The 19752-nt window shown below is 41.8% G+C and carries 16 protein-coding genes; 11 read left to right on the forward strand and 5 right to left on the reverse strand.

Annotated elements, in window-relative coordinates:
* Positions 1-222: 222 nt before the first annotated feature.
* The 3 genes from LA313_RS01545 to LA313_RS01555 all read right to left on the reverse strand — a co-directional run bounded on the left by LA313_RS01545 (position 223) and on the right by LA313_RS01555 (position 5040).
* The gene (locus LA313_RS01545; RefSeq protein ID WP_228912846.1) at positions 223-2736 is read right to left on the reverse strand and encodes a M14 family zinc carboxypeptidase; all 2514 of its coding nucleotides are present in this window, start codon (positions 2734-2736) and stop codon (positions 223-225) included.
* 81 nt (positions 2737-2817) lie between these two features.
* Entirely contained in the window at positions 2818-3207 is a 390-nt protein-coding gene (locus LA313_RS01550) for a PUR family DNA/RNA-binding protein (RefSeq protein WP_228912847.1), read from the reverse strand.
* A 75-nt stretch (positions 3208-3282) separates the two neighbouring features.
* Positions 3283-5040 carry an ABC transporter ATP-binding protein gene (locus LA313_RS01555; protein ID WP_228912848.1) on the reverse strand — a complete coding sequence of 586 codons (1758 nt, stop codon included), beginning with the start codon at positions 5038-5040 and terminating at the stop codon, positions 3283-3285.
* Positions 5041-5164: 124 nt separating this feature from the next.
* Between LA313_RS01555 and LA313_RS01560 the strand changes: the two genes are divergently transcribed.
* From LA313_RS01560 to yajC, 4 genes are all read left to right on the forward strand, one after another.
* Positions 5165-6262: a Glu/Leu/Phe/Val family dehydrogenase gene (locus tag LA313_RS01560; protein ID WP_228912849.1), complete on the forward strand. Its 1098-nt coding sequence runs from the start codon at positions 5165-5167 to the stop codon at positions 6260-6262.
* 87 nt (positions 6263-6349) lie between these two features.
* Positions 6350-7288, forward strand: coding sequence for a transcription antitermination protein NusB (locus LA313_RS01565; protein ID WP_228912850.1), 939 nt, complete (start codon positions 6350-6352; stop codon positions 7286-7288).
* Positions 7289-7337: 49 nt separating this feature from the next.
* The gene (locus LA313_RS01570) at positions 7338-7790 is read left to right on the forward strand and encodes a DUF1573 domain-containing protein (RefSeq protein WP_228912851.1); all 453 of its coding nucleotides are present in this window, start codon (positions 7338-7340) and stop codon (positions 7788-7790) included.
* A gap of 28 nt (positions 7791-7818) precedes the next feature.
* Entirely contained in the window at positions 7819-8115 is a 297-nt protein-coding gene (gene yajC, locus LA313_RS01575; protein ID WP_228912852.1) for a preprotein translocase subunit YajC, read from the forward strand.
* Between the two features lie 166 nt (positions 8116-8281).
* On the opposite strand, the gene LA313_RS01580 is transcribed toward yajC, so the two are convergent.
* Both LA313_RS01580 and pepT read right to left on the reverse strand, forming a co-directional pair.
* Positions 8282-8872 carry a YdeI/OmpD-associated family protein gene (locus LA313_RS01580; RefSeq protein WP_228912853.1) on the reverse strand — a complete coding sequence of 197 codons (591 nt, stop codon included), beginning with the start codon at positions 8870-8872 and terminating at the stop codon, positions 8282-8284.
* Positions 8873-9004: 132 nt separating this feature from the next.
* Positions 9005-10252, reverse strand: a complete 1248-nt coding sequence (pepT, locus tag LA313_RS01585; protein ID WP_228912854.1) for a peptidase T — start codon at positions 10250-10252, stop codon at positions 9005-9007.
* 110 nt (positions 10253-10362) lie between these two features.
* On the opposite strand from pepT, the gene LA313_RS01590 reads away from it, so the two are divergent.
* From LA313_RS01590 to LA313_RS01620, 7 genes are all read left to right on the forward strand, one after another.
* The gene (locus LA313_RS01590; RefSeq protein ID WP_228912855.1) at positions 10363-11385 is read left to right on the forward strand and encodes a quinone-dependent dihydroorotate dehydrogenase; all 1023 of its coding nucleotides are present in this window, start codon (positions 10363-10365) and stop codon (positions 11383-11385) included.
* A complete protein-coding gene (locus LA313_RS01595) occupies positions 11382-11999 on the forward strand; it encodes a LysE family translocator (RefSeq protein WP_228912856.1) in 618 nt (205 codons plus the stop codon). Before LA313_RS01590 ends, LA313_RS01595 begins: the two co-directional genes overlap by 4 nt.
* 535 nt (positions 12000-12534) lie before the next feature.
* Positions 12535-13398: a hydroxymethylglutaryl-CoA lyase gene (locus tag LA313_RS01600; protein WP_228912857.1), complete on the forward strand. Its 864-nt coding sequence runs from the start codon at positions 12535-12537 to the stop codon at positions 13396-13398.
* A 128-nt stretch (positions 13399-13526) separates the two neighbouring features.
* Entirely contained in the window at positions 13527-14738 is a 1212-nt protein-coding gene (locus tag LA313_RS01605; protein WP_228912858.1) for a DUF4856 domain-containing protein, read from the forward strand.
* Between the two features lie 115 nt (positions 14739-14853).
* Positions 14854-15969: an imelysin family protein gene (locus LA313_RS01610; protein WP_228912859.1), complete on the forward strand. Its 1116-nt coding sequence runs from the start codon at positions 14854-14856 to the stop codon at positions 15967-15969.
* 3 nt (positions 15970-15972) lie between these two features.
* The gene (locus LA313_RS01615) at positions 15973-17337 is read left to right on the forward strand and encodes an HTTM domain-containing protein (protein WP_228912860.1); all 1365 of its coding nucleotides are present in this window, start codon (positions 15973-15975) and stop codon (positions 17335-17337) included.
* The gene (locus tag LA313_RS01620; protein ID WP_228912861.1) at positions 17315-19747 is read left to right on the forward strand and encodes a TonB-dependent receptor; all 2433 of its coding nucleotides are present in this window, start codon (positions 17315-17317) and stop codon (positions 19745-19747) included. Before LA313_RS01615 ends, LA313_RS01620 begins: the two co-directional genes overlap by 23 nt.
* Positions 19748-19752 lie beyond the last annotated feature (5 nt).

Raw genomic sequence — 19752 nt, forward strand, 5'->3', positions numbered from 1 at the left:
TGGATTGCATAGTCTATCCATAAATTGCCTCCGGCTTTAGCCGGAGGTTAAAGGGGTAGTAAAGGCAGGGCTTTAGCCAAAAAAAATAAGAGGTTCCAAAATGGTCATTTTTGGAACCTCTTATTTTATAAAGTCTAGGATCTAGACTCTAGAAGGTTTGCGACAGCAAACCGATCTAACTTCTATTTCTCACTACTCAATACTAACTTCTCAATACTAAATCTACATTTCATCCCCAAAGAAAATAGCATTCATTAACAACTTGTTAGTTCCATACCAAAACGCCCGGAAGTTCGTGTTGTCTGTAAACAGGATTACATTACCTCTTCCCATTGAATTGTGCTTGAAAGGCACGGTGCCGGGTAACAGTGCCAGATTCTCTTCACTAATGTATCCGCTTAACAAAGGTTCTTCGGTGTAACGGATTGGGTTCTTATAGGAAGTGGAGTCTGCTTCCACAAATAATGTAGTATCTCTAAAAAGGGCAATTTTATCATCTTTATAACCAAAGTTGATAGGATGTGAACGATCCTGTTTGGCTTCAAAAATAGCTCCGCCAATTCCTTGCGCGCCTCTAAAATCCCTTCGCTGCTCAAAGGTGATGTTTTTCGCCTGTATTTTATTATCTTTGAATTCCAGGTCAAGAAACTCATTTTTGTCCAGCCAGGTTGCAGCGTTTTTATAGCCGATCAAAGTTCCGCCATTGCGGACCCATTCCTTTAGTTTTTCTGCATCTTCTTTTTCAAGAACACTGCCCCAGGAGTTGGAAAGAATAATGTCGGTATAGCGGCTGAGGTCTGTTCGGGAGAAATTGGAAAGATCGAGCTTGGTGATCTTCATATCATACCGCTGGTCAAAAAGGTGCCAGATCTCCCCTGCGTCATAAGGTGTAATTCCTTCCCCAACCAGTAAAGCAACTTTTTGAGGTTCCAGGGCGCGAAACTGGTTACTTCCCAGGTTAACGCCGCCTGTAAGACCGGTGTCGGCTGCAGAGATCTCCACCTGGGAATCTTTGGAAACTTCTCTTAAAAAGTCATAGATCTCTTCGGAATCCATTTTTTGATTCTGTGCCGGGATCAAGATGGTTCCGTAGTCGAATTTTTTGTTTCCGGTGTTGAAAGGCTGCATTGCCACTTTCGCCCGTAATCCTTTGTTCAGAATGCTGTTGAGCGCTTTGGGAGCTTCGTAGGGATGCCACTGCATGAGGTATGCATATTCGCTCTTTTCTGGAAGATCAACTGCAGGTCTTGTAAGACTGTCGATCTTTTCTCCGGCAACATTCATTTTAGCTTCGTCTGTGAAATCAAGATTAAACGACAATGGAAAGGACCACGCTGAAATATCATAGAAAAGACTGTCCTGGAACTCTGTTCTTCTTTCAAACATGGCTTCTACAAGCCGCTGATGTTTTTGCTTTTTGGGTACTACATAGCTGCTCCCGGGATTGAAGGTTTCCCCATTCTTGCTGAATTCCTCCTGCAGTTCGTGTATTTCAACTTTGTGACGTTTTAGAATTTCGGCCAGGTGATATGCCGAAGAAGCATCTTTGCTGCTTCCAAAGACGTAGGCTCCTTTTTCGGCTTCCTTTCGGGCGTTCTGGTAAAAATTGCGCTGGTAATTCAGGATTTTCACCCGCATCTCTTTTGCAGCCTCAAGAGTAGAAAGCGCTGCAGTGAACTGGTTGCGGATGGTAAATGGAAAGGTGAGGATCCCATTATCAGTTTCCTGCGCATGTCCGCGGGAACTTCCCTGCTCAAAAAGGATCCCGATACTTCCCTGAATGTCGGGAAAAGTAGATCCTTTTCCGTAGTAAAAGTCGTCGTAATTCTCTTCAGAATAATAAAGCGAACCAATATCATCCAAAGCTGCAGCATGGTAGGTCCCGATCTCTTTAGTCAACTCCTGATTAAGATCTGGCGTTAAAGGATGCGTTCTCGAAGGAATTCCCGGCTGAAAGAAAAAGGAAGAATTTGATCCCATTTCATGATGATCTGTCAGGATGTTTGGATACCATTTGTGGAAAGTCTCTATTCTCGCACGACTTTCGGGCAATTGTACCGGCAGCCAGTCCCTGTTCATATCAAACCAGTAGTGGTTGGTTCTCCCTCCCGGCCACACTTCATCGTATTCGCGGTCCTGAGGATCGGGGTTGATATTTTCGCTTTTATTGGTGTTGGCCCAATATGCGAAACGCTGTAGACCATCGGGATTGAAAACAGGATCAAAAAGGATGATGGTGTTATTCAAAAGTTCGTTTATTTCGGGACCTTCCGCAGCAGCAAGGTGATATGCCGCGAGAAGCGCAGCGTTTGCACCGCTGGCTTCATTACCATGAATGGAGAAGCCCTGATTTACAACCACGGGCATTTCAGAAGTATCCAGATCTTCGGAACCGGGTTCTGTCAAAGCCAAATGTTGACGACGTATCTCTTCCAGGTTTTGGTGATTATCTTCCGAAGTTATTGTGAGAAGAATAAGCGGCCTGCCCTCAAAGGTGCGTCCGCGATTCTCCAGGGTGATCCTTGGAGAAGCTTCGGCTAAAGCTCTCATGTAGTTAAGGATCTGGTCATGGCTGGCATGCCTTTCCCCGGGAATATAGCCCAGGATATCCTGCGGCTTAGGAATTTCGGGATTATAAGTTACGTCCTGGGGCAAATAATAGGAGAGGTCAAGGTCCTCCTGTGCAAATAAATTAAGATTAAAAAGAAGAAAAAGGGCAATAATAAAGGATCTCATAAATACCATTTTTGGTACCCCAATATAAAAAAAACCGTCCCAATTGCCCGGGACGGTTTTTTTAGTTGAAGTATAATTATATTATATGTCTTCGAAACTGATATCTGTAAAGGCAGCGGCAGATGGAGCAGCGGTCGCTTCTACCTTTCTTTCCTCTTCCTCTTCATACTCTTTTTTGAAGTTCTTTTGGTGGCGCTCGCTTATGACTTCTTCTCCTTTTTCATTAAGGATATAATCTGTCATCTCCTGGAGGATCTCGTTAAAACCGGCAAAATCCTCTTTGTAAAGATAGATCTTGTGCTTCTTGTAGTGGAAAGACCCGTCATCATTGGTGAATTTTTTACTCTCGGTAATCGTCAGGTAATAATCGTTTGCCTTAGTTGCCCTAACATCAAAGAAATAGGTGCGTCTTCCGGCTCTTAAGACCTTGGAAAAAATCTCTTCTTTTTCAATCGTTCCATTGTCGCTCATAATCAATTTATCTTTTACGGTTTGTAAATCATAGGTTCAAAAATCCAAAAAAAATTAACATTCTACAACAAATTTTTACATTTCTTTTTCACTGAGTTGTTTCAGGTATAATTCTTTATAATAACCTTCTGTTCCAAGGAGTTGCTGATGGGTGCCGCGCTGCACGATCCTGCCGTCCTCCAGGATGATGATCTTGTCGGCATTCTTTACTGAAGAGATTCTGTGGCTAACGATTATGGTGGTTTTGTCTTTACTGATCTTGAAGAGGTTGTTAAGGATTTCCTCCTCTGTCTCTGTATCTACTGCGGAAAGAGAATCGTCAAAAAGCAGGATTTTAGGATTGTGTACAATGGCCCGGGCAATAGACACCCGCTGTTTTTGTCCGCCAGAGAGGGTGATTCCCCTTTCTCCCAGGACGGTGTCGTATCCTTTGCTGAAGCCTATGATATTCTTGTGAACGGCAGCATTTTTGGCAGCCTCAATGATCTCCTCCTCAGTAGCATCGGCTTTTCCGAATTTAATATTGTTCCTGATGGAGTCGCTAAACAGGAATGCGTCCTGCGGCACGTAGCCTATGCTTTCTCTAAGCTCCTTAAGGTTCATATTTTGTACGTTCTCACCGTCAATGGTGATCTCTCCCTTTTCAACGTCATACAAACGGCCAATCAACTCCAGTATAGTAGATTTTCCCGAACCTGTTTTTCCAATGATCGCCAGGGTCTCTCCACTTTCCACTTCAAAAGTGACATTTTTGAGGGCTGTTATATTGGTATCCTCATAAGTGAAGGTTACATCCTTAAATGCTATTGAGCCCTGCACGTCTTCAGGTTTGTTGGAAGGATTCTGGATCTGTGGTTTTTCTTTAAGGAATTCGTTGATCCTTTTCTGTGAAGCTTCGGCCTGTTGCACAATAGAGGTGACCCATCCTACCGTAGCAACGGGCCAGGTGAGCATATTTACGTAAAGCAGAAATTCCACAATAACTCCAAGATTTTCAATTTCCCCGTTGATGAATTTCCTGCCCCCAATATAGATCACCAGTATGTTACTGGCTCCAATAAGCAGGATCATAAGCGGAAAAAAGAATGCCTGTACCTTGACCAGATCGATGTTCTTTTCTTTGTTCTCATTCGAAAGTGTGACGAAAGAAGCATTTGTTTGCGGTTCGATCCCGTAAGATTTTATTACTGAAATTCCGCTGAAGCTTTCCTGGGTAAAGGTGTTGAGCTTTGACAAATACTGCTGAACTATTGTACTCCGTTTATTGATGGCCACGCTCAGCTTATAAATGGCAAAGGAGAGGATGGGGAGGGGAGTGATCACGTAAAGTGTAAGTTCCGGCGCCTGCAGGAACATATAAGGGATCACCACGATGAACAGGATCCCGGTTTGAACACTGTACATAAAAGCGGGCCCGGCATACATTCGTACTTTGGAAACATCTTCACTTATCCTGTTCATGAGATCTCCCGTTCGGTTCTTCTTGTAGAAATTCAGGGAAAGGTCCTGGTATTTTCGGTAAACTTCATTTTTAAGATCATACTCGATATGCCTTGAGACGACGATGATCGCCTGTCTCATTAAAAAAGTAAAAAGAGCAGCCATTAAGGTCGCGCCCAGGATAAGGAGAATGTTATTCATAAGCTCGTTGCGCAGGGCAGCTTCCGAAGTTATTTCGCCGTTCACATATTGTTCAATGGCGGTAGTGGATTCTCCAATGAAACGGGGAGTAAGTATGGCAAAAATTCGCGCCAGGATTGTAATGAAAATACCACCAATAAGGTGCCATTTATATTTGTAGAAGTATTTGTTTAAATGCTTAAGTTCTTTCATAAGGTTGCACCGGCTGCATTTTCAATTTCACATTTTTGTTCAGGCAAATGGCATTAAATTGAAATATTCATTATTTTCGCCTTGAAATATTTCGAATAACGAAATTAATTTAATTTTTAAACTAATGACAGTGGATGTTATAAAGGCAAATGAACTTAAAAAAGCCGCTCCGGTCTTTGGGCAGCTTTCTTTTGATGACCATGAACAAGTGGTTTTTTGCAACGACAAAGATACAGGATTAAAGGCAATTATCGGAATTCACAACACAGTTTTAGGTCCTGCCCTGGGAGGAACACGTATGTGGAACTACAGCAGTGAATGGGACGCCGTTAATGATGTTTTGCGACTTTCCCGCGGAATGACTTTTAAAAGTGCTATTACAGGACTTAATCTTGGTGGCGGTAAAGCTGTGATCATTGGAGATGCCAAAACCCAGAAAACTCCCGAGCTTATGCGTAGGTTTGGAGAATTCGTTCATTCTTTAAGCGGAAAATATATCACTGCCGAAGATGTAGGGATGGAAACTGCCGATATGGATACTGTACGTGAGGTGACGCCATACGTTACAGGAATTTCTGAAGATAAAGGTGGCGCAGGAAACCCTTCACCTGTTACAGCCTATGGAGTTTACATGGGAATGAAAGCCGCAGCTAAATTCCGCTACGGGACAGATGATCTGCAGGGAAGGTCCGTTCTTGTACAGGGAATTGGCCACGTTGGAGAATCTTTGGTAGATTATCTTGCAAAAGAAGGTGCAGATGTTATCATAAGCGATATTAATCAGCAGAAATTAACTGAAGTCCGGGATCGCTATAACGCAACGATCTATGGTGGGGAAGATGTATATGGTGCAGATGTTGATATCTACGCCCCATGTGCTCTTGGGGCGACAATAAACGACCAGACCATTGACAGGTTCAAGGCTTCCATTATTGCAGGAGCTGCGAATAACCAGTTGGCCGATGATACAAAGCATGGAATCATTCTTAGAGAAAAAGGAATTATTTACGCTCCCGACTTTCTAATCAACGCCGGTGGTATCATCAATGTATATGCTGAACTGGAAGGCTATGGAAGAAAAGAGATCATGGAGAAAACCCAGAATATCTATAATACAACTCTTGAAATCCTTACTGCTGCCGAGGATAACGACATTTCAACTCATGAAGCTGCGCTTAAAGTAGCAAAGCAGCGAATTGCCGATAGAAAAAATAGCAAATAACCCCAGCGGTTTTTTAATTAAATAGTATTTTTGCCGGGCGAAAGGGAAAAACCTTTCGCCCTAATTTTTTAAAGTTCTTTTACAGCTATGTTGACCAGAAGACATATCAGGGTTAAAGTAATGCAGTCACTGTACGCCTATTCCCAAAGCGAAAATGACAATTTAAAAGCAGAGGAGAAATTCCTGCTTAAAAGCATGGACGAGATGTATGACCTGTATCTTATAATGCTGGATCTCTTTGTTGAGATCAAGGATTATGCAGAGAATTACATGGAGAAATCCCAGCAAAAGCATCTGCCTTCTGTAGAAGATGTAGACCCCAACCGCAAGTTTGTTGATAACGAGTTGATCTCACAGATAGGCAAGAACAGATCTCTTGACCTGGCGCTGGAAACCCGTAAGCTCAATAATTGGAAGAATGATGATGAGTATGTGGAGATCCTTTGGTCTGAGATCAAAAAGAGCGAACTCTACGAAAATTATATGGCTACCCGTACTTCCAGTTTTAAGGAAGATAAAGAATTCGTCATAGCCATCTTTAGAGAAATAATTGCTCCAAACGAAAAACTTTACGATTACCTAGAAGATAAGAAGATCACCTGGATAGATGACCTTCCGCTTGTGAACACAGCAATAGTAAAGATGTTGCAAAAATCATCTGCAGGTAAAGAGCAGGCGCTTACTCAGCTTTTCAAAAGTTCAGATGACAAAGAGTATGCGGTAGAGTTATTCAGGAAGACTTTGCTTAACGATGAAAGCCTTGCTAATGAAATGGTAGGGAAGACACCAAACTGGGATAAGGAAAGAATTGCCGATCTCGATACCATTTTAATTAAAATGGCTATTTGCGAGTTCCTTAAATTTCCATCTATTCCCGTTAAGGTAACTATTAACGAATATTTAGAAATTGCCAAAGAATATAGTACTCCTAAAAGTAGTATTTTTATTAATGGGATCCTTGATAAGCTTTCAAAAGAGTACAGGGAAAACGGCAAACTGAATAAAATAGGCAGGGGTCTTATGTAGTCCTGCAAATTTTCTTAATTTTATCCACTTTAACTTTAAATTGTAAATCATGAAAAAAGGAATTTTATTACTGGCATTAATTGCTGCCTTCAATTTTACTTCCTGCAAGGAGAATGCAGCCGAAAAAGTACAGGCAGAAAACGTAGAAGAAGCTGCACTACGTGATTCACAGGATGTTGTATATCCTAAATTAACCTTTGAAAATACAGAGCACGACTTTGGAACTATTGATCAGGGTACTAACGTAGAGCACACCTTTACCTTTACCAATACAGGGAAAGCACCTCTTGTTATTACAAATGCTTCCAGCTCATGTGGATGTACAGTTCCAACATGGACAAAAGAGCCTATTGCTCCGGGAGAAACAGGTGAAATGCTTGTGAAGTTCAACGGTAGTGGTCAAAACCAGGTTACCAAAACAGTAAATATAACTGCTAATACCGAAGCCGGGAAAGAGCAAATCAAAATTAAAGCTTTTGTAGAGCCCAAGGCACAGTCTTAAGCCTAAGCAAAAAGCAACGGAAATATCTATGGATCAATTAACCCAGTTTGCCCCAATTATTTTAATGTTCATTGTGGTGTATTTTTTTATGATACGCCCACAAATGAATCGTGCCAAGAAAGAAAAACAGTTCTCGTCTGAACTTAAAAGAGGAGACAGAGTTGTTACCAAAAGCGGAATGCACGGAAAAATAGTTGATTTCAGTGATAAACAAAACGCAGTAATTATTGAAACCGGTGCCGGAAAGATCACTTTTGACAGGTCTTCCATATCAATGGAGATGAGCCGAAAGTTAAATGAACCGGCAGTAAAGGAAACCAAATAGGTCCTAATTCCTGGATCAAATAAAAAAGCTCCCGTCATTTGGCGGGAGCTTTTTTATTGACCAAACCTAACAGGTTTTCAAAACCTGTCAGGTTTTTTTATTCTGATACATAACCAAAAGATGCTGAAACAAGTTCAGCATGACGTGACTATCCTGTTTCTCTACTTCAACAATTCTTGTATTTATCATGCAGTCCCTGTCCGGCCTTGATCATTGGTGTGATCTTCTTTAATCGGTTTTGCCTGGTGGCTTCCCTTTTGGCTTCAGCTATATATTCACAATACTCCCTTTGCCGGCCAGGGGTAAGGTTCTTAAAAGCCATTTCCAAAGCTGGATCTTCGGCAAAAGCAATATTAAGTTCCGCAGGAATAACTGTTATCTTAGGTTTATCAGGTTTAATTTCCTTTCCTTCCTTTTGATTCCGGATTGCTTCCAAGATATAAGGCCGGAGTTGCTGAACAGGGATCTTTTCACCCTTTTCAAATCTGATCTGTCTTAACCCTTTTGTTTTTTCCTGTGCATTCTCTAGAAGCGCAGTATTTTCCAATAATAATGCACCATTATAGAACCAAATTGCGCAGTGATTTTTAAATGCGGCAATGGAGACTACGTTTTTGCCATTGACTGTAAAAACCGGCGCACCCCATTTAATGGTTTCTTCCACATCTGTAGTCAGGATCATTTCCCGTAGCTCCCTTAGCTCCTTTTCCCAGGAAGGATGAGCTGCAAAGTACTCTTCTGCCGATTGTACTGCCATTGGTTAGTGATTAGTGATTGGTGAATAGTTAATTGGGCTAACCCTGTCAGCGGTTTTAAACCCTGACAGGGTTTGACAGATCTGCAACCCGGAACTCGCAGCTCGTAACCTGAAGATCCGGAAATCTTGAATTTATAATTTTGAATTCTTCTCCGCTGTCAGTTCGGCAATCTTCACGATCACTTCCACAGCTTTCTGCATGCTTTCTACCGGTACATATTCATACTTGCCGTGGAAATTATGGCCGCCGGCAAAGATGTTAGGGCAGGGAAGTCCTTTGAAGCTCAATTGTGCTCCATCGGTTCCACCCCGAATTGGCTTAATAAGCGGGGTTACATCCACCTGTTTCATAGCCTCTTCGGCAATGTCCACGATGTGCATCACCGGCTCTACCTTTTCGCGCATATTGAAATATTGATCCTTGATCTCCACTTTCACGCAATCCCGATCCTGCTGACTGCAAATTTCCTTTGCCAGGTCTTTCATCATAAGCTTCCTTGCCTCAAAATGCTCCCTGTCATGATCCCGAATGATATAATGTAAAGTAGTTTCCTCTACATCGCCCTCCATGCCGTTTAGGTGGAAAAATCCCTGTCGATCTTCAGTATGTTCCGGTGTTTCCAGGCGTGGCAGCGAATTGATGAAATCCATTGCGATATACATGCTGTTGATCATCTTGTCTTTCGCATATCCCGGATGTACACTTTTCCCGCTGATTTTCACTTCTGCGCCTGCGGCATTGAAATTTTCGAATTCGAGTTCGCCAATCTGGCTGCCGTCCATAGTGTAAGCCCACTCTGCACCAAATTTCTCAACATCAAATTTATGTGCCCCCCGTCCAATTTCTTCGTCGGGTGTGAAGCAAATTCTAATTTTACCATGTTTGATCTGGGGATTTTCCAGGAGGTATTTCATGGCCTCCATGATTTCGGTGATCCCGGCTTTGTCATCGGCACCGAGTAAAGTGGTTCCGTCGGTAGTTATTAAGGTTTGTCCTTCATACTGCAGGAGATCACCAAAATATTCCGGTGACAGGATAATATTCTTTTCCTTATTTAAAACGATGTCCTTTCCGTCATAATTTTCAATGATCTGTGGATTCACATTTGTTCCTGAAAAGTCCGGAGTGGTATCGAAGTGGGAAACAAAACCAATGACCGGCACATTATGATCTACATTTGAAGGAAGGCTAGCCATGACGTAAGCATTTTCATCTATGCTTACTTCCTGCATGCCCATTGCCTGCAATTCATCCTTAAGTTTGTTTGCTAAATCCCACTGTTTCTCTGTACTGGGAGTGGATTCGCTGGTTTCATCACTTTGAGTATCTATCTTTACGTAGCTTAAAAAGCGGTCAATAATATCCTGCTTATTCGTCATTTTTGCTGAAGTTTTCTCAAAAATAGCGATATAAAAAGTAGGTTCAAAACCTTTTCTCTTTTCCTCTTATTTTATTCAGCTTTGTGTTAATTTTGTTTAAAATATCCTTCATGTATCAAAAGATCATCCGTCCACTCCTATTTAATATTGATCCTGAAAAAGTCCATTACTTCACCTTTTCCCTCCTTCGGAAATTGTTTTTGCTTCCGTGGAGCCAAAAACTGGTAAGAGAAAAGTTTGTTGTTCAAGATAAACGGCTGGAAAGGGAAGTCTTCGGAATAAAATTTCCCAATCCTGTAGGATTGGCTGCAGGTTTCGATAAGGATGCAAAACTATATAAGGAGCTGTCGAATTTTGGTTTTGGATTTATTGAAATAGGTACGCTTACTCCTAAGCCTCAACCGGGCAATGAGAAGAAAAGACTTTTCAGGCTAAAGGAGGATAAGGCGATCATTAACAGGATGGGTTTCAATAACGGCGGGGTGGCCGAAGCTGTTGAAAGACTGAAAAAGAACGACGGAGTTCTAATTGGGGGAAATATTGGAAAAAATAAGATCACCACGAATGAAAATGCAGTAGATGATTATTTGATCTGCTTTAATGCCCTTTTTGAGCATGTAGATTATTTTGTGGTCAACGTGAGTTCTCCAAATACGCCGAATCTTCGGGAGCTTCAGGATAAGGAGCCACTCACGAAACTATTAAACACCTTACAACAGGAAAACCTGAAGCGTCCAGGTCACAAACCAATCCTGCTTAAAATAGCTCCAGATCTTACCGACTCTCAACTGCTCGACATTATTGACATTATCAAAGAAACCGGTATTGCAGGTGTCATAGCCACCAATACTACAATATCCAGAGAAGGCTTAACATCAAAAGATAAAGAAGAGTCAGGTGGCTTAAGCGGAAAACCTCTCACTAAACGTGCTACAGAGGTGATTCGATTTTTGTCTGAAAAGAGTAACAAAGCTTTCCCCATCATTGGAGTGGGCGGGATCATGACCCCCGAAGATGCCATTGAAAAACTGGAAGCAGGGGCCAGCCTTGTGCAGCTATATACAGGGTTTATATATGAAGGACCGCAATTGGTGAAAAATATCAACCTGGAAATCCTAAATCGGTCTAAGTGATCTCAGAAATAATTCCATTTCTCACCGCCTCGATCCTGCTGACGCTTTCTCCCGGCCCGGATATTATTTATGTGCTGGTGCAGGGGATGACAAATGGGAAGAAATATGGAATTGTCACTGCTTTAGGATTAATTTCGGGAATTATAATTCACACCAGCCTGGTAGCTTTTGGGATCTCGGCTGTAATTAAACAATCTGAAACTTTATTTCTCCTAATAAAAGCTTTTGGAGCAGCTTATTTGTTTTACCTCGCGTGGCAGGTCTACAGGAGTAAACCTGCAATCAATGTTGATACAGATATTAGCAACAATAGGAAGGAGCTAACATCCCTCTATAAAAAGGGATTTTTGATGAATGTTTTAAATCCTAAGGTCGCTATCTTCTTCCTTGCCTTTTTTCCCGGATTTCTGTGGGAGCCCAATGGTAATACTGTAATGCAGTTCTATATTTTGGGATTCCTGTTTATGTTGCAGGCTTTCCTCATCTTTTCGGCCGTGGCAATTCTGGCAGGAAAGATCTCTCTCTACCTTCAGAAACATCCAAATTCCGGAAAGGTCTTCAAGTGGCTGCAGGTGGTGGTGTTTGTGGGGATCGGGATATTTATATTAGTATAGAGTAGTTAGTATTGAGTATTGAGTATTGAGAAAATCCTTTTGGCTTCTAACTGTTGACTTTTGACTTTTTTCGAATAAGCGCTGGCGCGGATTTGCAATCCGTGCCGGGTTACTAGGTGGTGTTTGTAGGGATCGGAATGTTTATTTTAGTATAGAGTAGTTAGTATAGAGTAGTGGGTACTGCGATGAAGCCGATGGCGCGGATCTATAATCCGTGCCGGGATACTAGGTGGTGTTTGTAGGGATCGGTATATTTATTTTAGTATAGAGTAGTTAGTATTGAGTATTGAGAAAAAGCTTTTGGCTTTTAGCTGTTGTCTTTTGACTTCTTTTGAATGAGCGATGGCGCGGATTTGCAATCCGTGCCGGGTTATCAAATTATTTCCCGCTGATCCCGCAGATCTACGCAGAACAATTTTTAAATTTTAAATTTTGACTCTTAAATCCCATCCGCTGGCGCAGATTTCTAATCGGTGTCGATGTTCAAAACATATCTCAATTCTCATATCTCAAATCTAAATTCTATATTTGGCCTATGGCGCAAATCAAGATTATTGAATGTCCGCGGGACGCGATGCAGGGAATAAAAGAATTTATTCCTACAGAAAAAAAAGTTCAGTACATACAATCCCTCTTGCGTTGCGGATTCGACACTATCGACTTCGGAAGTTTCGTTTCGCCTAAGGCCATTCCGCAGATGGCAGACACAGCTGAAGTTCTTTCAAGGCTTGACCTTTCCCGTACCCAAAGCAAGCTGCTTGCTATAGTTGCCAATACGAGGGGTGCCGAAAATGCCTCCCAACATCCCGAGATACAGTACCTGGGTTATCCCTTTTCTATTTCAGAAAATTTCCAGATGCGTAATACTCATAAAACCATAGCCGAATCTGTGGAAACGCTTCAGGAAATTCTCAATATTGCAGATGCTTCAGGAAAAGAGGTGGTTGCCTATCTTTCCATGGGCTTTGGTAATCCTTATGGAGATCCATGGAATGTGGAGATCGTAGGGGAGTGGACCGAGAAGCTTTCAGGAATGGGGGTTAAGATCCTTTCCCTGTCTGATACTATTGGGAGTTCCACTCCCGAAGTTATTGAATATCTTTTTTCCAACCTTATCCCGAAGTATCCGAAAATTGAATTTGGGGCACATCTTCATACTACTCCCACTAAATGGTTCGAAAAGGTCGACGCGGCTGCGCGTTCTGGCTGCACAAGGTTTGACGGTGCCATCCAGGGCTTTGGGGGTTGCCCTATGGCAAAAGACGAATTAACCGGTAATATGCCCACAGAAAAATTACTTTCCTATTTCACTTCGAAGAAAATGGACACGAATGTAAAAATGATGAGCTTTGAAGCGTCTCACAATGAGGCGACAAAGATTTTTTCAGTTTATCATTAAGTTTCTCAATAACTTTTAATAATTCTATAATTATTTATTATTTAAAATAATTCCAAATAAGGTTTGGTGGCTGAAGCCCGTCCTTTATATTTGCGGTGTTATTTTAAATAAGTCTAAATAAAATAGAAATGAAAAAATCTTTATTCGCAGCCTTGTTAGGAGGTTTGGCGCTTTCATCTTGTTCCTCAGATGATGATATCACAGTTGTTGAGCCTACTGTTGAAATTCCAACCAGTTATTCCTTTTCCAGGGAAGGGAGCACATCAGTAAGTTATAGCGGCCAGACAACCAGGCTGGAAATGTCAAAAGAGTTGTTTACTGCATTTAATGATTTTGACAACGCTACAGAAGAAAGCCTCTCCAATATGTTTGCGAATGAGAATAATCCTTTTTCTTCCGACGATTTAAATTCAAGTTCAAAAAGCGTAAAAAGCAAAGTGGCAGCTTCACAGGCCTACTTTTCTGGTAACTCTGTGGAGAGCAATGATATCAAAAATGAATTTGAAGGCTGGATTAGTCAGCAGGTAAATGAGGTTTTTCCAAATAAAGACCAGGTTGCTGCTGCGGGAGTGGCAGGACAAATTGCCGATGGTTCCAATGTGCGTTACGTAAATGCTCAGGGACTTGAGTTAAATCAGGTTTTTGCCAAAAGCCTTATTGGCGGATTGGTCGCAGATCAAATGCTTAATAATTATCTTTCAACAGCAGTGCTTGATGAGGGAGATAATATAGCAAACAACGATGCGAAAGTTCTGGAAGATGGAAAGAACTACACAACCATGGAGCACAAGTGGGATGAGGCATATGGATATCTTTATGGAGATCCTTCTATCCCTACAGATAATCCTAACAATGCTTTGGGTGAAAGTAATGACAAGCTTCTATTCAACTATTTGGGTAGAGTTGATGCTGATGATGATTTTGCCGGAATTGCTGAAGATGTTTTTGAAGCTTTTAAAACAGGACGTGCTGCCATTGTCGCAGGAGACTATGAACTTCGTGACGAGCAAACAGCCATCATCCAGAAGAATATTTCAAAAGTAATCGCGGTGCGTGCAGTATATTACCTGCAGGGTGGAAAAGAAGCTATCGCCAATGGAGAGATGGGTTCTGCCTTTCACGACCTGTCTGAAGGATTCGGTTTCCTTTATAGCTTGAGATTTACTCATGATCCTGTTACGAATGCACCTTACCTTAGCAAATCTGAACTGGATACTTTTAAGGAGCAACTTTTAGCAGGAGAGAATGGTCTTTGGGATGTAGAGCCTGCAACTCTTGACGCCATTTCTGAAAGTATTGCAGAAGCTTTTGACTTTACTGTTGCCGAGGCGGCAGAGTAAACAGAGAATTAAAATTAACAGAGGCTGTCCAAAAAGTAACTAAATCGTCATTCTGAATTTATTTCAGGATCTTTTTAAAATTAAACTTTTTGGACAGTATTTTCAACCTTATTATATGTTCAAGAAATTAGGTTTTATTTTTTTCGTAGTAGTGGGAGTAATGTCCTGTAATTCTGATGACGGAGGGAAAGAGAGTCCGGAAGGTTCTTTTGATCGCGGAGCGATGTTAGTTAACTGGGCAGATAATATTATTATACCTTCATATGAAGCCTTTGCCGAAACTACAGAGGATTTAAAAGGCTCTGTTGCTGTTTTTAATGAGGATCCTTCCGCAGAAAACCTGGAGAGTTTAAGAGCTGCTTATGAAGAAGCCTATCTGGCTTATCAAACTGTTGCACCATTCCGCATAGGAAAAGCAGAATCCACAAATTATCACCGTTTTCTCAATATTTATCCTGCCAGTGCAGCAACGATCCAGAATAATATTGAAAGTAACAGCTACAATCTGGAACTGCCGAGCTCTGTAGATGAGCAGGGTTTTCCTGCTGTTGATTTTCTTATTAATGGTCTGGGAGCTACAGATGCCGCTACCGTAGAATTTTACACCTCGAATGGGAATGCCGCAGTTTACCAACAATATCTTCTTGATGTGGCGACCAGGATTGATGCTCTTACAGATGTGGTTCTGAATGACTGGAAGACCTCCTATAGAGACGTCTTTGTGAATAATACCAGTTCCTCCAGTACTGGGGCTGTAGATATATTTACAAATGACTATATCATGTACTATGAAATGCTGCTAAGGTCAGGTAAAATTGGGATTCCCGCCGGTGCATTTACCGGAAACCCTGCACCTGAAACTGCCGAAGCGTACTACTCTGATGGTCTTTCCAAAGAATTATATTTAAAAGCCCTAACTACGGTACAGGACTTTTTCAACGGAAAGCATTTTAACGGCAGTGGATCTGGCCCCAGCTACAAGCAGTACCTGGATTACCTGAACACGGTTAAAGGTGGAGCCGACCTTAGTATCCTTATCAATGAGCAGTTTGAAAACATCAGGGAATTATCTTCAGGTCTGGATCCTGATCTTGCTGAGCAGGTGAGAACAAACAACACGCTCATGCTGCAGGTTTTTGATGCACTTCAAAAGAATGTGATTCTGCTAAAGATCGACATGCTGCAAGCCCTGGATATAAGTATTGATTACGTAGATTCCGACGGTGATTAGGTAATGAACAATTTGATCTCAAATTATTTAAGAAAAGATTCGGAAGCCGCTCCTTTAGCGGTTTTCCGAATTTTTTTTGGGATCATGATGTTTGGCAGTATCCTACGGTTCTGGCTTAACGGGTGGATCGAAAAACTTTATATCGCTCCCGATTTTTTCTTTTCTTACTACGGCTTTGAATGGGTTAAGCCGCTGGGGTATTTCACCTATCTTCTCTTCCTCCTTTGTGCGATCTCTGCCTTGATGATCGCTTTCGGCTATAAATACAGATTAGCCGCAATTACTTTTTTCCTGAGCTTCACCTATATCGAGCTCATGGATAAGACCACTTACCTCAATCATTACTATTTTATAAGTATCCTTGGATTTCTTCTGATATTCTTACCTGCAGCTTCATATTTTTCAGTAGACGCTTATAGAGATCCAAAAAAGGCATTTCAGAGGGTGCCTTCCTGGTGCATCGACAGCATCAAATTACTATTAGCCATGGTGTACTTTTATGCCGGGCTGGCGAAAATAAATTCAGATTGGCTTTTTAGGGCTATGCCTTTAAAGATCTGGCTTCCGTCAAATTACGACCTTCCTCTCCTGGGTGATCTTTTGCAGCAGGAATGGGTTCATTATTTTTTTAGCTGGACAGGGATGATCTACGACCTGGCCATTCCTTTTCTCTTATTTTTTAGGAAGACACGGCGTCTTGCATTTGTGCTGGTCGTTATTTTCCATGTATTAACAAGGATCCTTTTTCCAATTGGTATGTTTCCGTATATCATGATCGTGAGTGCCCTTATCTTCTTTGATGCCGGTTTACACCATAAGATCCTTCAAAAAATTTCTGGCTTGATCAAAATTTCTAAAGCTCGTTTTGACAATGCCAAAAGCCTCCAATACCTTCCAAAAAAGCGAAAAATTTTGCTTTCTTTTCTCAGCCTGTTCTTTTTGATCCAGTTCCTTTTCCCGTGGCGTTACCTGTTATATCCGGGAGAGCTGTTCTGGACAGAAGAAGGCTTCAGGTTTTCCTGGAGAGTGATGTTGATGGAAAAAGCCGGTTATGCTCAGTTTAGGATCATCGACAGGGAGAATGGAAAAAGCTTCTATGTCAATAATGGCAATTTTCTAACTCCTTTCCAGGAAAAACAAATGTCTTTTCAGCCCGATTTTATTCTTCAGTACGCTCATTTTCTTGGCGATCATTATAGAAAAAAAGGAATTGAGCAGGTTGAGGTTTATGTGGATAGCCACGTCGCCCTCAATGGAAGAAAAAGTACCCCCTTTATAAACCCCCGGGTCAATTTGCTTGAACATCAGGACACGTTCAGGCAAAAGACCTTTATTTTACCATTTAATGATACCATCAAAGGTCTTTAGTTTTTTACTTTGTTCACTATTTTCCCTTAGTGCTGTGGCGCAGTTTTCTTTAAGCGGAAAAATTATCTCTTCAGAAACCCAGGCTCCTGTGCCCGATGCAGAGATCTATAACCGAACTACAGGAAATCTTATTTCTACCGATGAAAACGGAAGGTTTGTTATTGAAGATCTACCCGCCGGGAATTATGATCTGGCCATCTTTAGTTATCAATTTCAAGTACTGGAGAGAAAAATTGAACTTTCAGAAGACAGGGAGATTGTTTTCGAACTTGCTCCCCTGGCAGAAACTCTTTCTGAAGTAGTCCTCATAGAAAGGCGAAAGGAGATTTTTGCGCTTCGTAATCTTAAAAAGGTTGAAGGTACAGCCATTTATGCAGGGAAGAAATCTGAAGTTGTCCTTATGGAAGAGATCACCGGAAATCTTGCTGCCAACAACTCCCGGCAGATCTACAATCAGGTGGTGGGACTTAATATTTATGACAATGGAGACGCCGGTTTACAGCTGAATATTGGAGGGCGGGGATTGGATCCCAATCGAACCCAGAACTTCAATACCCGGCAAAATGGCTATGATATTTCTGCAGATGTTTTGGGTTACCCCGAAAGTTATTACACTCCTCCCGCAGAAGCCCTCAGTGAAATCCAGGTGATTCGTGGCGCCGCTTCCCTGCAGTATGGAACGCAGTTCGGCGGACTTATAAATTTCAAATTCAGGAAGCCCAACCCTTATAAAAAGATCGAGCTGGTGACGCGGCAATCTGTCGGCTCCTATGACCTCTTCACCAGCTTTAATAGCCTTAGCGGGACTGTTGGGAAATTCAGTTACTATACTTATTACAACTACAAGTCCGGGAATGGCTTTAGAGAGAATTCAGGTTATGAATCCCACAACGCATTTGCCCATCTGGGATGGGAATTCAGCAAGAATACAAAAGTTTCTTTTGAGTACACTTTTCTCGATTATCTCGCGCAACAACCAGGAGGTTTGACCGATTTTCAATTTTATAAAGATCCCGATTTCAGTAACAGGGAGAGAAACTGGTTTGATGTTAACTGGAACCTCTGGGCTCTTAAATTTGAACATAAATTCTCCCAAAAAACCGATTTCACACTGAATTTTTTCGGATTGGATGCTTCGAGAATGGCTCTTGGTTTTCGCCAAAACAGGGTTTCCCAGGCAGATGATCCGGTGGAGCCAAGAGAGCTGTTGACAGACAATTTCAACAATTGGGGGGCAGAAGCAAGAATTCTCACGAGATATGACTTTTTTGATGAGGAGTCGGTTCTGCTTTTAGGAAGTAAATACTACACTGCCGAAAATGAGCAGCGGCAAGGCCCGGGAACTGCAGCTTCAGGTCCGGATTTTACCTTCGCAGCAGAAGAATTTCCTAATTACACACGACAATCCGAATTTGTTTTCCCAAACAGGAACATTGCGTTTTTTGGAGAGAACATCTTCAACTTAACCGGAAAATTCTCTGTAACTCCTGGATTTAGGTTTGAGTATATAAACACTCAAAGCGAAGGAAGCTACAAAGATATTCAGCTGGACCTTGCCGGGAATATTTTAAAGAATGAAACGCTGCAGGACAACAGACAGTTTGAACGGAGTTTTGTTTTGCTGGGACTTGGAGCCAGTTATGAATTGGAGGGAGCAGAGATCTACGGGAATATTTCTCAAAATTATCGATCTGTGACTTTTAATGATATCCGGGTGGTAAATCCGGTTTTTAAACTGGATCCGGATATTAGTGATGAAGAAGGCTTTACGGCCGATATTGGGGTGCGGGGGAGATTGAAAGAATATCTTTCCTATGATCTTAGTGTCTTTGCCCTTCAATACAACGAAAGGATAGGCGAAGATTTTGTGCCTGCAACAGCGGTACGTTTCCGCGGAAATATTGGAGATGCCTTTATTTACGGGCTTGAAACTTTTGCAGACTGGAACATCAAAAACACCTTTTTTAAGGGGGCAGATGATTATATAGCCGGAGCATTTTTGAATGCGGCTTTTACCGAATCTGAATATACAAGTTCAGAAAGGAACAATGTGGAAGGAAAACAGGTAGAATTTATACCTGCCGTAAACCTTAAAACAGGAGTGGATTTTGGGTTTAGGAATTTTCTGGGAAGCCTTCAGTATACCTATTTGTCGAAACAATTTACAGACGCTACCAATGCGCCCCAGGTAAAGAGTGACTCCCAGAGAGGGATCGAAGGAGCTATTCCTGCTTATGGTATTTTGGATTTATCGCTATCTTATAAGTATAAGATCTTCAGGTTGGAAACAGGAATTAACAACCTGCTCGATAATTCCTATTTTACAAACAGGGCGACAGGATACCCGGGCCCGGGAATTATTCCGGCGCAACCCTTGACCTGGTACACTTCTCTGCAGATGAAGTTGTAGTGACT

Origin of the sequence: Salinimicrobium sediminilitoris (genome assembly GCF_020866905.1) — a bacterium.
GTDB lineage: Bacteria > Bacteroidota > Bacteroidia > Flavobacteriales > Flavobacteriaceae > Salinimicrobium > Salinimicrobium sediminilitoris.

Coding starts and splice junctions, on each gene's coding strand:
- LA313_RS01545 (WP_228912846.1), bottom strand. CDS start 2,736: ATGAGATCCTTTATTATTGCCCTTTTTCTTCTTTTTAATCTTAATTTA.
- LA313_RS01550 (WP_228912847.1), bottom strand. CDS start 3,207: ATGAGCGACAATGGAACGATTGAAAAAGAAGAGATTTTTTCCAAGGTC.
- LA313_RS01555 (WP_228912848.1), bottom strand. CDS start 5,040: ATGAAAGAACTTAAGCATTTAAACAAATACTTCTACAAATATAAATGG.
- LA313_RS01560 (WP_228912849.1), top strand. CDS start 5,165: ATGACAGTGGATGTTATAAAGGCAAATGAACTTAAAAAAGCCGCTCCG.
- LA313_RS01565 (WP_228912850.1), top strand. CDS start 6,350: ATGTTGACCAGAAGACATATCAGGGTTAAAGTAATGCAGTCACTGTAC.
- LA313_RS01570 (WP_228912851.1), top strand. CDS start 7,338: ATGAAAAAAGGAATTTTATTACTGGCATTAATTGCTGCCTTCAATTTT.
- yajC (WP_228912852.1), top strand. CDS start 7,819: ATGGATCAATTAACCCAGTTTGCCCCAATTATTTTAATGTTCATTGTG.
- LA313_RS01580 (WP_228912853.1), bottom strand. CDS start 8,872: ATGGCAGTACAATCGGCAGAAGAGTACTTTGCAGCTCATCCTTCCTGG.
- pepT (WP_228912854.1), bottom strand. CDS start 10,252: ATGACGAATAAGCAGGATATTATTGACCGCTTTTTAAGCTACGTAAAG.
- LA313_RS01590 (WP_228912855.1), top strand. CDS start 10,363: ATGTATCAAAAGATCATCCGTCCACTCCTATTTAATATTGATCCTGAA.
- LA313_RS01600 (WP_228912857.1), top strand. CDS start 12,535: ATGGCGCAAATCAAGATTATTGAATGTCCGCGGGACGCGATGCAGGGA.
- LA313_RS01605 (WP_228912858.1), top strand. CDS start 13,527: ATGAAAAAATCTTTATTCGCAGCCTTGTTAGGAGGTTTGGCGCTTTCA.
- LA313_RS01610 (WP_228912859.1), top strand. CDS start 14,854: ATGTTCAAGAAATTAGGTTTTATTTTTTTCGTAGTAGTGGGAGTAATG.
- LA313_RS01615 (WP_228912860.1), top strand. CDS start 15,973: ATGAACAATTTGATCTCAAATTATTTAAGAAAAGATTCGGAAGCCGCT.
- LA313_RS01620 (WP_228912861.1), top strand. CDS start 17,315: ATGATACCATCAAAGGTCTTTAGTTTTTTACTTTGTTCACTATTTTCC.